This window comes from Streptomyces sp. NPDC038213, from assembly GCF_055600495.1.
Genome location: NZ_JBVJYM010000001.1, coordinates 282,438 through 296,946 on the forward strand (window position 1 = coordinate 282,438; position 14,509 = coordinate 296,946).

At 74.9% G+C, this 14,509-nt stretch carries 10 protein-coding genes; 2 read left to right on the top strand and 8 right to left on the bottom strand.

Going from position 1 to position 14,509, the window contains the following annotated elements; genetic code table 11:
• Positions 1-59: 59 nt before the first annotated feature.
• Together purH and purN are read right to left on the bottom strand one after the other, a co-directional pair.
• Positions 60-1,625 (bottom strand): bifunctional phosphoribosylaminoimidazolecarboxamide formyltransferase/IMP cyclohydrolase, encoded by a 1,566-nt coding sequence (gene purH / locus ACZ7JZ_RS01315; protein WP_470931933.1) that lies wholly within the window; start codon positions 1,623-1,625, stop codon positions 60-62.
• Positions 1,622-2,254: a phosphoribosylglycinamide formyltransferase gene (purN, locus tag ACZ7JZ_RS01320; protein ID WP_470931935.1), complete on the bottom strand. Its 633-nt coding sequence runs from the start codon at positions 2,252-2,254 to the stop codon at positions 1,622-1,624. Before purN ends, purH begins: the two co-directional genes overlap by 4 nt.
• A 276-nt stretch (positions 2,255-2,530) precedes the next feature.
• Here purN and ACZ7JZ_RS01325 point away from each other — a divergent pair, with 276 nt between their 5' ends.
• A complete protein-coding gene (locus ACZ7JZ_RS01325) occupies positions 2,531-3,100 on the top strand; it encodes a hypothetical protein (protein WP_470931937.1) in 570 nt (189 codons plus the stop codon).
• 448 nt (positions 3,101-3,548) lie between these two features.
• On the opposite strand, the gene ACZ7JZ_RS01330 is transcribed toward ACZ7JZ_RS01325, so the two are convergent.
• Complete coding sequence (locus tag ACZ7JZ_RS01330) at positions 3,549-5,420, bottom strand: cell division protein PerM (RefSeq protein ID WP_470931939.1); 1,872 nt, start codon at positions 5,418-5,420, stop codon at positions 3,549-3,551.
• 116 nt (positions 5,421-5,536) lie between these two features.
• On the opposite strand from ACZ7JZ_RS01330, the gene ACZ7JZ_RS01335 reads away from it, so the two are divergent.
• Complete coding sequence (locus ACZ7JZ_RS01335) at positions 5,537-7,039, top strand: helix-turn-helix domain-containing protein (RefSeq protein ID WP_470931941.1); 1,503 nt, start codon at positions 5,537-5,539, stop codon at positions 7,037-7,039.
• A gap of 101 nt (positions 7,040-7,140) precedes the next feature.
• Here ACZ7JZ_RS01335 and sucD read toward each other — a convergent pair whose 3' ends face one another.
• The 5 genes from sucD to ACZ7JZ_RS01360 all read right to left on the bottom strand — a co-directional run bounded on the left by sucD (position 7,141) and on the right by ACZ7JZ_RS01360 (position 14,364).
• Positions 7,141-8,025, bottom strand: a complete 885-nt coding sequence (sucD, locus tag ACZ7JZ_RS01340) for a succinate--CoA ligase subunit alpha (protein WP_470931943.1) — start codon at positions 8,023-8,025, stop codon at positions 7,141-7,143.
• Between the two features lie 20 nt (positions 8,026-8,045).
• Positions 8,046-9,224: an ADP-forming succinate--CoA ligase subunit beta gene (gene sucC, locus ACZ7JZ_RS01345; RefSeq protein ID WP_470931945.1), complete on the bottom strand. Its 1,179-nt coding sequence runs from the start codon at positions 9,222-9,224 to the stop codon at positions 8,046-8,048.
• A gap of 235 nt (positions 9,225-9,459) precedes the next feature.
• Positions 9,460-10,659, bottom strand: coding sequence for a VWA domain-containing protein (locus tag ACZ7JZ_RS01350; RefSeq protein WP_470931947.1), 1,200 nt, complete (start codon positions 10,657-10,659; stop codon positions 9,460-9,462).
• A gap of 82 nt (positions 10,660-10,741) precedes the next feature.
• Positions 10,742-13,261, bottom strand: a complete 2,520-nt coding sequence (locus ACZ7JZ_RS01355; RefSeq protein WP_470931949.1) for a DUF5682 family protein — start codon at positions 13,259-13,261, stop codon at positions 10,742-10,744.
• Positions 13,258-14,364 carry an ATP-binding protein gene (locus ACZ7JZ_RS01360; protein ID WP_470931951.1) on the bottom strand — a complete coding sequence of 369 codons (1,107 nt, stop codon included), beginning with the start codon at positions 14,362-14,364 and terminating at the stop codon, positions 13,258-13,260. The genes ACZ7JZ_RS01355 and ACZ7JZ_RS01360 overlap by 4 nt, the downstream gene beginning before the upstream one ends.
• Positions 14,365-14,509: the final 145 nt, after the last annotated feature.

Here is a 14,509-nt window from a genome sequence, read left to right on the forward strand (position 1 = left end):
CCCCTCGGGGGGCAGGGCCTTCGCCTCGTGCGGTGCCGGCGGGTCCCACCGGTGCGGGCTCAGTGGAAGAAGTGGCGGGTCCCGGTGAGGTACATCGTCACTCCCGCGGCCTTCGCGGCCTCGACGACCTGGTCGTCGCGCATCGAACCGCCCGGCTGCACGACGGCCTTGATGCCGGCCGAGGTCAGGATCTCCAGCCCGTCCGGGAAGGGGAAGAAGGCGTCGGAGGCGGCGTACGAGCCGCGCGCCCGCTCCTCGCCCGCGCGCTCCACCGCGAGCTTCGCGGAGTCCACGCGGTTGACCTGGCCCATGCCGACGCCGACCGAGGCGCCGTCCTTGGCGAGCAGGATGGCGTTGGACTTGACGGCGCGGCAGGCCTTCCACGCGAAGGCGAGCTCGGCGAGCTCCTCGGCGGAGAGGGCCTCGCCGGTCGCGAGGGTCCAGTGCGCCGGGTCGTCGCCCTCGGCCTGGAGGGTGTCGGTCTGCTGGAGCAGCGCACCGCCGCTGATGACCTTCAGCTCGCCCGGCTGGTAGGGGTCTCCGTCGACCTTCAGGACGCGGACGTTCTTCTTCCTGGCGAGGACCTCGAGGGCGCCGTCCTCGTACCCGGGGGCGGCGACGACCTCCGTGAAGATCTCGGCGATCTGCTCGGCGAGCTCGACGGTCACCGGGCGGTTGACGGCGATGACCCCGCCGAAGGCGGACAGCGGGTCGCAGGCGTGCGCCTTGCGGTGGGCCTCGGCCACGTCCGCGCCGACCGCGATACCGCACGGGTTGGCGTGCTTGATGATCGCGACGCAGGGCTCGGCGTGGTCGTACGCGGCGCGGCGGGCGGCCTCGGTGTCCAGGTAGTTGTTGAAGGACATCTCCTTGCCGTGCAGCTGCTCGGCGTTGGCGAGCCCGCCCGGACGGCCGTCGGTGTAGACCGCGGCGGCCTGGTGGGGGTTCTCGCCGTAGCGGAGGGTGGCCTTGCGGTCCCAGGCGCCGGCCAGGAACTCGGGCAGGGCCGCGCCCTCCTCGGGGGCGTACGCGCTCGTGAACCAGGAGGCCACGGCCACGTCGTAGGCCGCCGTGTGCTGGAAGGCCTCGGCCGCCAGGCGCTTGCGGGCGGTCAGGTCGAACCCGCCGCTCCCGACCGCGGCCAGCACGTCGGCGTACCGCTCCGGGCTGGTGACCACGGCCACCGAGGGGTGGTTCTTGGCGGCGGCGCGCACCATCGAGGGGCCGCCGATGTCGATCTGCTCGACGCACTCGTCGGGGGTGGCGCCGGAGGCGACCGTCTCCCGGAAGGGGTACAGGTTCACGACGACCAGGTCGAAGGGCTCCACGCCCAGCTCGGCCAGCTGCCGCTGGTGGTCCTCCAGGCGGAGGTCGGCGAGGATGCCGGCGTGCACGCGCGGGTGGAGGGTCTTGACCCGGCCGTCGAGGCACTCGGGGAAGCCGGTGAGCTCCTCGACCCTGGTGACCGGCACGCCGGCGGCGGCGATCTTCGAGGCGGTGGAACCGGTGGAGACCAGCGTGACGCCCGCCTCGTGCAGCCCGCGCGCGAGCTCCTCCAGCCCCGTCTTGTCGTAGACGCTGACGAGCGCACGGCGGATGCCGCGCTTGGTACCTTCGGCGGTCACTGGATCGTTACCTTTCGTCCCTCAATGCGGTAGCCGTGCCGGGCCAGACGCCCCACGACATCGACGAGCAGCCTGCGCTCGACTTCCTTGATGCGCTCATGGAGAGCGGCTTCGCCCTCAGGCGTGTCCTCTTCCGTCACCTCGACCACACCCTGGGCGATGATCGGACCGGTGTCCACGCCGTCGTCCACGAAGTGGACGGTGCAGCCGGTGACCTTCGCGCCGTACGCGAGGGCGTCGCGGACCCCGTGCGCGCCGGGGAAGGCCGGCAGCAGGGCGGGGTGCGTGTTGACGAAGCGGCCGCCGAAGCGGGACAGGAACTCCTTGCCCACGATCTTCATGAACCCGGCGGAGACCACCAGGTCGGGGGCGTACCCGGCGGTCCGCTCGGCCAGGGCCGCGTCCCACTCACCGCGGGTGGCGAAGTCCTTGACCGCGCACACGAAGGTGGGGATGCCGGCCTTCTCGGCCCGCTCCAGACCGGCGATCCCGGGGCGGTCCGCCCCGACGGCCACCACCTCGGCGCCGAAGCCGTCGGCGCCTTCCGGGTGGGCGGCGATGGCGTCGAGCAGGGCCTGGAGGTTGGTGCCGGAACCGGAGACCAGCACGACCAGGCGGGAGGCGGCCATGGGAGGCCCTTTCTCGCAGGTGCAGCGTGGAGCGTGCAACGGGATGCAACTTGTGTGGTCGTACAAAAACATAGACCCCCGCCATACGGGGGACTCTACGAAGGAGCCGACCGCCTGCAACGATACCGGCACACCGGACGGGCCCCGGGGGACGGGGGCAGGGCCGGGGGGTAGCGTCTGGGTACGGACCGCCCGCCGGTCCGTACGGCCCCGACGGGCCCGCCCGCTCACCCGCCCGACCCACCCGCCGACGACTCAGGGGAAGAAACGCACCCGATGCCGGACCCACGCCAGTCCCCCACAGACGACAACCCCTTCGCGGCCCCGCCGGAGGACCGGCCCGACCAGCCGTGGCAGCCGCGCGGCGGCGCTGCGGAGGAGAACGGCGGCGACGGCTCCGGGAACGGCTCCGGGTCCGGGAACGGCGGGCGCCCCTCGCCTGACAGCGGCAACGGCCCCGGCGGCCCGGGCCGCTGGGACCCGAGGGACCCGGCCCAGCGCCGCGCCCGCTACGCGCTGCTCGCCGGCATGTGGGCCTTCTTCTTCGCCCTGTTCGGCATCCCCGCCATGGGCCTGCTGCTCGGTGCGCTGGCCCTGTACTGGGGCATCAGCTCGGTCCGCGCGAAGACCCCCCCGGAGGAGTCCCGCCCGCAGCTCACGGCAGCGATCGGCGGCCTGCTGACCGCGGCGGTGGCCCTGGTCCTGACGGTGGGCACGTACACGGTGCAGCTGGTCTACAAGGACTTCTACGTCTGCCGCGACGACGCCCTGACGCAGCAGGCGGAACTCCAGTGCAACGACCTCCTCCCCACCCCCCTCCGCGACCTGATGGGCGTCAAGAACTAACCCCTTCCCCACCCCGGGGCTCCGCCCCGAACCCCGCCCCCGCGCGCTCCGCGCCCGGAGCGCTCAAACGCCGCGCAGGCTTGATTTCCCCCCACCAGCCCTTGAGGCCCGGGGCGGACCCCACCCCGCCCCGGGGCTCCGCCCCGAACCCCGTCCCCGCGCGCTCCGCGCCCGGTGCGCTCAAACGCCGCGCAGGCTTGATTTCCCCCGCCGACGCTTGAGGCGCGGGGCGCGGGCCCACCCCACCCGGGGCTCCGCCCCGAATCCACCCACCCACCCATCCACCCGCACTCGACCCACCCACCCCGGCAAAATCCAGCCCCGCCAGGGGGTCCCCCCGGACGAAGTCTGGGGGAGTTTGAGGCGCGGGGGTGTGGGGGCGGAGCCCCCGCTTCGGGAAGGGGCGCGTCGGGGAACAGGCCCCGCGCAGCGGGGTGGTGGGTGACGGTCAGGACGGCGGGGCGGGGTCTCGACGCGGACGACGCGAGATCAGCCGCATCCCGGTAGCTCCGGCCACCACCCCTCCGGCCGCCCCCGGCGCCGAACCCGCGGCCAGGTCCGGGTTCAGGGACGAGTCCGGGTCCGCGTACGGGCCAGCCCCCGCACCGGATGACCCGGCATCGGACACGGCGCCACCGCCCGACACGGCCTCAACCCCCGCCACCGCGGGCCCGGTCGAGGCCAGCACCTGGCTGGTAGGGGACAACACGGTCGGATCCGGGGCAGACCCGGCGGCCGCCCCCGGAGGGGCGGAAGGTACGGCCCCGCCCACCGGCCCCCCGGCCCCTGCCGTGGGCACGGGCAGCAACACCCCCGACTCCGCCCCACCCGCCGTCGGCACCACCGGCCCCGCCACCGGCGTCAACCCGCTCGCCTCCACCCCACCCCCGGCCCACCCGGATCCGGAGGCCCCGGACCGGGCCCCCGCCCCCGCCGACCCCGCCCTCAGGTCCGGGAACAGCGTTCCGGCAGACCTCCGCAGCGTCTCCCACCGCAACTCCCGCACCCCGCTGTCGTGCCAGTTCCCCACACCGGGAACGTCCGCCGGATCCAGCGGCCCCCCGGCCGCCCCCCGCTCCCGCCAGGCCGCGACGACCAGCGCGACCGGCACCGACACCACCAGCGTCCACCCGAACGCCGCCGCCCCCACCGCCCACCACACCGGTCCGAACCGCGCCAGCTCCCCCGAGCCCATCGGCCCCCCGGCGGCGGCCGCCAGCCCCGCGGCCAGCAGCCCGCAGACGAGGGCCCCGCAGGCGGCCGTGGCCGCGGTCTCCCTGAACCGCCGCGACTCCCGGCCCGCCTCCACGGCGAACCGCCCGACCACCACCCCCGCCAGCACCGGGATCCCGGCCGCCGCCCAGGTCAGCGGGGTCCCCGGCCCCTCGGCCGGCAGCGCCGCCAGCAGCGGGAAGCGCGGCAGCGCCGGCTCCCCGGCGAAGCCGAGCGGGGTCACCGCGGCCCCGGCGCCCAGGGTGAACCCCGGCCCGAGCCCGTACGAGGCCCCCCACACGGCCGCGTTGGGGATCAGCGCGAGCGCGAGCAGCAGGACCGCGAAGCGCCCGGACCAGACCCCGGTCAGTTCGAGGAAGGTCTGCTGCGCCGCCCCCGCGTGCCAGACGAGCGACAGTCCGACCAGCAGCGCCCCGCCGCCCAGCAGGGTGAGCACCCCGGCCGTCCCGGCGCGCAGCGCCAGCGCGTACCGGGGGCGCTCGAGGTGGTCCCGCACGCCCCAGGGGAGCCAGGCGGGCAGGGGCCCGTACGGGCGTCCCCGCACGGCCCAGACCCCGCCCGCGGCCGCCGCGACGGCGACCAGCGGTACGTGCCAGGCCGCGCTCAGCGGGTCGGCCGGCATCGGGCCGCCCGCCGCGTAGACGGTGGCGGCGGCGCCGACCAGCAGGTATCCGCAGGTCACAGCGGAGAAGACCACGACGGGCGGCAGCCCGTCCCCGTCCTCCGCCTCGTCCTCGTACACGGCGAGCCGGGCCGCCCTGCGCATCAGCCAGACCGGCAGGGCCACCAGCAGCAGGGGGGTCATCCCGACCGGAGCGGGCACTCCGGAGAGCGTGTCGTACCTGATCAGCTCGGTGCCGTGGGCCAGCAGCCACAGCCCGGCGGCCACGTGCAGGGCGCCGTCCGGACCGCTGTCGGGATAGGGCGAGCTGATCCAGAGGACCATGACGAGGACGGCCAGGGAGCCGAGCCCCAGCCCGGCGGCGACGGCCCCGCCCAGTACACAGGCGACGGCCGCGGGCGAGCGGCGGCGCCCGGACCGCTGACCGCTCGTAGCGGAGGGGACGCGTTCGGTCACGTGGGTCACTCCGCCATGGTCCCAACGACACGCGCTAAGGCCGCGTAACAGGCGAACGATCGTTGTGTCGCCCAATATACGTTTATGTACTTTTTTGCCCAGTGCTGCGCCACGGGGGGTCAGGCATGACACAGAGCGTCCACACCGCCTCCGACATGTCCCTGCCCTCCCCCAAGGAGCGGCGCAGGCTGCGGGAGTCCCGGGACCTCAGCCACGAGGAGGTCGCGGCCGCGGTCGGGGTGACGGCCACGACGGTCCGGTCCTGGGAGACCGGGCGCACCGACCCCCGCGGACGCAAGCGCGAGGCCTACGTGAAGCTGCTGGAGCGGCTGCGCGTCCTCGACGAACTGTCAGCGGAGGAGCGGGAGGGGGGAAATGGGGCGGATGAGGCGGCTGAGGCGAGTGAGACCATCGTCTCCGGACCCCCGTTCGAGCCCGAGGCCGAGGCAGCGGACGAGGCTCCGGTACGGCGCTCCGGCCCCGCCCCGAAGCCGGGGGCGGCGGGGGCCGGCACCCGGCCGCGGCCCGCGGCCAAGCGCGCTGCGAAACCCCCGTCCGGGACGGGACGGCAGCAGCATCCCCAGCCCCAGCAGAGCCCGCAGGCTCCGGCCCCAGCCCCGACCCCTTCTGCCGCGTGGGCCGCGTGGGCCCCGTCCGCCCCCTCAGCCGCGTCAGCCCCTCCGTCGCCCGCCCCGGGTACGCACACGGACACGGCCACCGACACCGACGGGCCCGCGGGTACGGATACCGGTACGGCCCCCCGTACCGGAGACGCCGCCGCCACCCCGCCGGCCGCGGGGAGCGACCAGCCCTCCGTCCGGCCCGAAGAGGCCTTCGACGCGCTGTACGCGTTCACCGCGGCCTCCCTGGTCCGGCAGGCGTACCTGCTCACCGGGCGCCGCTCGCTCGCCGTCGAGGCCGTGGAGCGGGCCTTCCAGCAGGCCTGGGAGCGCTGGCCCGAGGTGGCCGTGGACCGGGACCCGGTGGGCTGGGTGCGCGCCGCGGCCTACGAGTACGCGCTCTCCCCCTGGCACCGGCTGCGGCGGGCCCACAAGCACCCCGACCGGGCCCCCGCCGCCCCCGCGGACAGGGCCCTGCTGAACGCGATGCTCGCGCTGCCGCCCCGGCAGCGGCGCACCCTGCTCCTGTACGACGGGGTGGGCCTGGACCTGCCCGATACGGCCGCCGAGACCGAGGCCAGCACCCCGGCCGCCGGCAACCGGCTGCTGTGCGCCCGGGCCGAACTCGCCCGGCGGCTGCCGGAGCTGGGGGAGGTGGCGGCCGGGTCCCCGTCGGCGGTGCTGCGCGAGCGGCTCGGGGCGCTGGCCCCGGCGGTGCGGCTGGAGGCGCGCCCGGCGCGGGCCGTGCGCGCGGCGTCCGAGCACCGGGCGAAGCGGTGGACGCGGGCGGCGGTCGGGCTGACGGCGGTCATCGCGGTGGCGACCGCGTACACCGCCTTCACCGCCCCGACGAAGTACGAGCCGGCCCCCGCACCCGGGGCCTCCGTGACCGGCGTGCCACCGAACATGGGGCCGCAGCGGCTGACGGAGGAGCGGCGGGAGCTGCGGGACAAGCTGCGCTCCGAGACCAGCAGCGGACCGGAGCGGCTGGTTCCCCAGCTGTCCTGAGGGCGCCCCGGTACCGGGACACAGCGGAAAGGCCGCGGGCCCGCACCCCTTGACGGGGGTGCGGGCCCGCGGCCTTCGAACGTGTGCCGTCCGGACCCGGATTACAGGCCGAGGATGGCGCGCGCCAGCTTGGCGGTCTCGGTGGGGGTCTTGCCGACCTTCACACCGGCGGCCTCGAGGGCCTCCTTCTTCGCCTGCGCGGTGCCGGAGGAGCCGGAGACGATGGCGCCGGCGTGGCCCATGGTCTTGCCCTCCGGGGCGGTGAAGCCCGCGACGTAACCGACGACCGGCTTGGTGACGTTCTTCGCGATGAAGTCCGCCGCCCGCTCCTCGGCGTCGCCGCCGATCTCGCCGATCATGACGATGAGCTCGGTCTCCGGGTCGGCCTCGAAGGCCTCCAGGGCGTCGATGTGCGTGGTGCCGATGACCGGGTCGCCACCGATGCCGACGGCCGAGGTGAAGCCGATGTCGCGGAGCTCGTACATCATCTGGTACGTCAGCGTGCCGGACTTGGACACGAGGCCGATCTTGCCGGGCTTGGTGATGTCGCCCGGGATGATGCCGGCGTTGGACTGGCCGGGGGTGATCAGGCCGGGGCAGTTCGGGCCGATGATCCGGGTCTTGTTGCCCTTGGCGGTGGCGTACGCCCAGAAGGCCGCGGAGTCGTGGACCGCGATGCCCTCGGTGATGACGACGGCCAGCGGGATCTCGGCGTCGATGGCCTCGACGACGGCGGCCTTGGCGAAGGCCGGCGGCACGAAGAGGACGGACACGTCGGCGCCGGTCTTCTCCATGGCCTCGGCGACGGAGCCGAAGACGGGGACCTCGGTGCCGTCGAAGTCGACGGTGGTGCCGGCCTTGCGCGGGTTCACGCCGCCGACGATGTTGGTGCCGTCACCGATCATGAGCTTGGTGTGCTTCATGCCGGTGGCGCCGGTCATGCCCTGGACGATGACCTTGCTGTCCTTGGTGAGGAAGATAGCCATGGCTGTGTGTTCCCTCTTCCTTACTTCGCAGCCGCGAGCTCGGCGGCCTTGTCGGCCGCGCCGTCCATGGTGTCCACGCGCTGGACCAGCGGGTGGTTGGCGTCCGACAGGATCTTGCGACCCAGCTCGGCGTTGTTGCCGTCGAGGCGCACGACCAGCGGCTTGGTGACTTCCTCGCCCTTGGTCTTGAGGAGCTCCAGGGCCTGCACGATGCCGTTGGCGACCTCGTCGCAGGCGGTGATGCCGCCGAAGACGTTGACGAACACGGACTTGACGTCCGGGTCGCCCAGGATGATCTCCAGGCCGTTCGCCATGACCTCGGCGGAGGCGCCGCCGCCGATGTCGAGGAAGTTGGCGGGCTTGACGCCGCCGTGGTTCTCACCGGCGTACGCGACCACGTCGAGGGTGCTCATGACGAGGCCCGCGCCGTTGCCGATGATGCCGACCTCACCGTCGAGCTTGACGTAGTTCAGGCCCTTGGCCTTGGCCGCCGCCTCGAGCGGGTTGGCCGCGGCGTGGTCCACGAACTCCTCGTGGCCCGGCTGGCGGAACTCGGCGTTCTCGTCCAGGGAGACCTTGCCGTCGAGGGCGATGACCTGGCCGGACGCGACCTTGGCGAGCGGGTTGACCTCGACGAGGAGGGCGTCCTCGGCGATGAAGGTCTTCCACAGGGTGACCAGGACCTCGGCGACCTGCTCGGCGACCTCGGCCGGGAACTTCGCCAGGGCGACGATCTCGCGGGCCTTCTCGATCGTGACGCCCTCGTTGGCGTTGACCGGGACCTTCGCGAGCTTCTCCGGGGTCTCCTCCGCGACCTGCTCGATGTCCATGCCGCCCGCGACCGAGGCCATGGCCAGGAAGGTGCGGTTGGTGCGGTCGAGCAGGTAGGAGACGTAGTACTCCTCGACGATCTCGGGAGCGGTCTCCGCGATCATCACCTTGTGGACCGTGTGGCCCTTGATGTCCATGCCCAGGATGTCCGTCGCGCGGGCAACGGCCTCGTCCGGGGTCGCGGCCAGCTTGACGCCGCCGGCCTTGCCGCGGCCGCCGACCTTCACCTGCGCCTTGACGACCGACTTGCCGCCCAGTCGCTCGGTGGCCTCGCGAGCCGCCTCAGGCGTGTCGATGACTTCACCGGCCAGCACCGGTACACCGTGCTTGGCGAAGAGGTCCCTCGCCTGGTACTCGAACAGGTCCACGCGCGTCCGTCCCTTGTCTTAAAGATTCGCAGTGTTCGCGGTTGTCTGCGTGGGCGTGCCGCGAGGGCAACGTGACGGCGCTGTCACAGGGGATGCGCACACGGTGACCGTGGACGCGGCATGTCCGTCCGGCAGGTTATCCCCGCAGGACGTAGGTCCCTAAATCGCAGCTCACACCGGCGCGGTGATTCCCCTCACAGATCGCCTCACCGGTGAGCTGCACCTTCGTGCGATCTCACGAATTCTCGCCGGTGGGCAGGGGGCGCTTCTCGATGGCCGCCGCCATGACCTCCGGGAAGAGGCCGGGGGTGCAGGCGAAGGCCGGGGCGCCCAGGGCCGCCAGCGCGGCGGCGTGCTCGCGGTCGTAGGCGGGGGCGCCCTCGTCGGACAGGGCGAGCAGGGTCACGAACTGCACGCCGGCGCCCTTCATCGCCGCCACCCGCTTGAGCATCCCGTTGCGTATCCCGCCCTCGTAGAGGTCGCTGATGAGGACGACCACGGTGTCGGCGGGCCGGGTGATCTTGGACTGGCAGTAGGCGAGGGCCCTGTTGATGTCCGTACCGCCGCCGAGCTGGGTGCCGAAGAGCACGTCCACGGGGTCGTCCAGCTCGTCCGTGAGGTCCACGACCGCGGTGTCGAAGACGACGAGGCGGGTGGAGAGGGAGCGCATCGAGGCGAGGACGGCGCCGAAGACGGAGGCGTAGACGACGGAGGCGGCCATCGAGCCGGACTGGTCGATGCAGAGGATGACGTCCTTCTTGACCGACCGGGCGGCGCGGCCGTACCCGACGAGCCGCTCGGGGACGACCGTGCGGTGCTCCGGGAGGTAGTTCTTCAGGTTGGCCCGGATCGTGCGGTCCCAGTCGATGTCCCGGTGGCGGGGGCGGCTGATCCGCGCCGAGCGGTCCAGGGCGCCGGTCAGGGTGGCCCGGGTGCGGGTCGCGAACTTCTTCTCCAGCTCCTCCACCACCTTGCGGACCACCGCGCGCGCCGTCTCCCTGGTCGTCTCGGGCATCGCCTGGTGCAGGGAGAGGAGGGTGCCGACCAGGTGCACGTCGGGCTCGACGGCCTCCAGCATCTCCGGCTCCAGCAGCAGCGCGGACAGCCCCAGCCGCTCGACGGCGTCGCGCTGCATGACCTGGACGACCGGGCCCGGGAAGTACGTGCGGATGTCACCGAGCCAGCGGGCCACGGACGGGGCCGAGGCGCCGAGCCCCGCCGAGCGCTCGCCGGAGCGCCGGCGGGTCCCGCCGGTCCCGGCCCCCGCGCCGTAGAGCGCGGCGAGCGCGGCGTCCATCGCCGCGTCCCGCCCGGTCAGCGCGCAGCCCGTCCCCTCGGCCCCCTCGGCGCCGAGCACCAGCCGCCAGCGCCGCAGCCGCTCCCCGGCCGGGTCAGGCGCCGGTGCGCCTGCTGCTGCCGGGTCCCTGTGGTCCATCGGTCCTCCCCCTGCTTCGTCCCTGTCGGCTTCGTGCTGTGAGCTGCTGCTGCGGTGCGCCGGCCCGGATTCCCGCGTGCGGTCAGGCCGGGCCGGCGGCGGTCAGGAGCAGCCTGACCAGCGGGACCACCGCATCGGCGCGGACCGGGTCCAGCTCCGGTGCGAATCCGGGCGGGGCCTCGGCCGCGGGCCCGGCGCCCGGACTCCCGGGGCCGCCCGGGCCGCGCCGGACCAGCTCCCCGAGGCTGCGGCGCACCCCGGGCTCGTACGCCCCGAAGGTCCGGCGCAGCAGGGGCAGTACGTCGTTAAAGGCCTGCGCCGGTATGCCGCTGAGCCAGGCGTCGACCAGCCCGAGCAGCCGCTCGTCGTGGACGAGGAGGGTGCCGCCGCCCGAGGCCCCGCCGGCGAAGCCCTCGATCCAGGCGGCGGCGTCGGCCGGGGCGGCCGCCGGCGAGAGGGCCAGTCCCATCAGCCGGGCCGTCCCGGGCGCGGACAGCCGGCCCTCGTCCAGCAGCAGCCGGGCGGACCGCCCGCGGATCCCGCCCGGTACGGTCTCCCGCCCGGCCAGGGTCCGCAGCACGGCCGACCAGCGCTCCCGCAGGCCGGGCTCGGCGAGCAGCGCGACGGCCGCGTGGACGGCGTCCACGTGCCCGCACAGCTCGGCCGCGCCCTGTGCGTCGAGCCCCGCGCAGGCGGGCGGCAGGCCGACGCAGATCCGCTCGGCGAGTCCGGCCGCGACCCCGGCGAGGGCTCCCGTGTCGGTGCCGCGGACGTCGCCGTAGCGCAGGGCGCGGGCCAGGGCGGGCAGGGCCCGGGCCAGCTGGCCCACGTCCGTGCCGAGCGCCGCGCGGTCGGCCAGCACCCGCATCACGGCCGGCAGGGCCTCCGGGAGCCCCGCGCGCAGGCAGGTCTCGGCCAGGGCCGTGACCTCGGCGAGCCGGTCGGCGGCGGCCGCGTCGGACTCCGCCTTCGCGGCGGCCGCGGCCCGCACCGTGGTCCCCCAGACGGCGGCCTCGGCGACCCGTACGGACAGCTCGGGCTCCCAGCGCAGCCGCCAGGTCTCGCGGAAGGTGCCCGTGCTCCCGCGGGAGGCGGCGGGCTCGCCCCAGCCGATGCCCAGCAGCCGCAGCCGGTGCAGGAGCAGGCTGCGGGCGGTGTCGGTGTCCTTGCGCAGGTCGAGCTCCAGCTCCCGCTCCAGCGCCTCCGGCTTCAGCTGCAGCGAGCGCTGCCGACGGGTCAGGTCGCGCTGGAGGGGCACGGCCGGGGCCCCTTCGGGCACCTCGCCGAGCTCGTCCCCCACCACGAGCCGGTCCCCGATGAGGGCGAGGGGCAGCTCCGACCCCTCGCACATCACGGCCCGTACGGCGTCCAGGGTTTCGGAGAGGCCGGGCAGCGGGCGGCCGCGCATCGCGGCGAGGGCGTCGGCGAGCCGGACCGCCTCGATGACGTGCGCCGAGGAGACCGGGCGGTCCTCGGCGCGCAGCAGTCCCGCGACCCTGGTCAGCCAGCGCTCGACGGGCCGGTCGGGGGCGGTGAACAGGTGCCGGTACCAGCCGGGCGAGGAGATCCCGGCGCCGTACCCGCCCGCGCGCGTGAGCCTGCGGTGGGTCCAGGGGACCCAGGCGGTCTCGGTCTTCACCCTGGGCAGGCCGGTGAGCAGGGCGCGGTCGGCCGCGGCGGTGGTCCGGGCGCGCAGCGCCGGGACGTGCCAGGCCCCGCAGACCACGGCGTAGTCCTCGCCGAACTCCCGGCGGGCGGCCCGCATCTTCTGGCGCATGTACGCCTCGCGGACCAGGTCCCGGGGGTCGCCGGGGACCGGGCCGGCGGCTCCTCCCCCGCCGCCGCTCCCGCCGCTCCCGCCGTCCCCTTCGCCGGCCGCCCCGCGTGCTGCCCCGCGGTGCTCCGTGCGGAGTACGGCCATGGCCTCGCCGACGGCCTCGAAGGCGGCGAGGGCGTCACCGGGGCCGGGGCCCGTGCCGCGGTGCTCGACGGCGTCCTCCCACCACCGCTCGGGGTCCTCGTACCCGGCGGCCTCCGCGAGGGCGGCGAGCGGGTCCAGGCGCAGGGCCGCGGCAGCTCCGTCACCCGCGTCCCCCTCCGGACCCGCGCCCTGGGGAGCGGCTCCCCCGGGGGGCGCGTCCGGCCCGGCCGCCCCGGCGCCCGGTGCGTCCTCCGCACGCGGGCCCGGGCCGGGTCCGGGTCCGTCGGCCGCGCCCAGCGCCAGGGTGTGGGCGGCCGGGAGGTCGATGAAGCGGACCGGCACCCCGTGCGCGAGCGCCCAGCGGATGGCCACCCATTCCGGCGAGAACTCGGCGAGCGGCCAGAAGGCGGCGCGCGCCGGATCGTCGGCCACGTGCGCGAGCAGGGCGACCGGCGGGCGCATGCCGGGGTCGGCGGCCAGCGGCAGCAGGGCGTCGCCCTCGGGCGGGCCCTCGACCAGCACGGCGCGCGGCCGGGCCGCGTCCAGGGCGGTCCGGACGGCGCGGGCGGAGCCCGGCCCGTGGTGCCGGACGCCGAGCAGCAGCGGCCCGCTGCCCGCCGCCGCCCTGCCGCCCGCACCCCGTGCGCCGGCCGCGCCGCCCGTACCCCCTGCGGCGCTCATACGGAGACCTCCCGGCAGGCGCGGTAGAAGTCCTTCCATCCCTCGCGCTCGCGGACCACGGCCTCCAGGTACTCCTGCCAGACCACCCGGTCGGCGGCGGGGTCGCGGACCACCGCGCCGAGGATGCCCGCGGCCACGTCGGAGGGGCGCAGGACGCCGTCGCCGAAGTGGGCGGCGAGGGCGAGGCCGTTGGTGACCACGGAGATGGCCTCGGCGGTCGAGAGGGTGCCGCTCGGGGACTTGACCTTGGTGCGGCCGTCGGCGGTGACCCCGTCGCGCAGTTCGCGGAAGACGGTGACGACGCGGCGGATCTCCTCCAGCCCCTCGGGGGCCGGCGGCAGGTCGAAGGAGCGGCCTATCTGGTCGACCCGGCGGGCCACGATGTCCACTTCGGCCTCAGGGCTCTCCGGCAGCGGCAGGACCACGGTGTTGAAGCGCCGGCGCAGGGCGCTGGAGAGGTCGTTGACCCCGCGGTCGCGGTCGTTGGCCGTGGCGATCAGGTTGAACCCGCGGACGGCCTGGACCTCCTCCCCCAGTTCGGGAATGGGCAGGGTCTTCTCCGAGAGGACGGTGATCAGGGTGTCCTGCACGTCGGCGGGGATGCGCGTGAGCTCCTCGACGCGGGCGGTCATGCCCTCGGCCATGGCCCGCATGACGGGGCTGGGCACGAGGGCCTCGCGGCTGGGGCCGTGTGCCAGGAGCCGGGCGTAGTTCCAGCCGTAGCGGATCGCCTCCTCGGGGGTGCCCGCCGTGCCCTGGACGAGGAGGGTGGAGTCCCCGCTGACGGCGGCCGCGAGGTGTTCGGACACCCAGGTCTTGGCCGTGCCGGGGACTCCGAGGAGCAGCAGGGCGCGGTCGGTGGCGAGGGTGGTGACGGCGATTTCGACGATGCGGCGCGGGCCCACGTACTTCGGCGTGATCACCGTGCCGTCCGGCAGGGTGCCGCCGAGGAGGTACGTGGCCACCGCCCAGGGCGAGAGTTTCCAGCGGGTCGGGCGGGGCCGGTCGTCGGCCGCGGCCAGGGCGGCGAGCTCGTCCGCGAACGAGTCCTCCGCATGAGGCCTCAGCACCTGCTCGGCCGGGCTGTTTCCGGGCGTGGTCATGGCTCCCCCTCCAAGTGCCCTCAATGGGCTTCGACCGGTTCTCCCCGTCGCTGCGGGGTGTGCTGCCACGGTGCACCACGGCACTGACAACGGCCCCCGCTGTCTGCGGCAACCCCGGCCGCGGGGAGTGTTGTTGCAGGTCGGG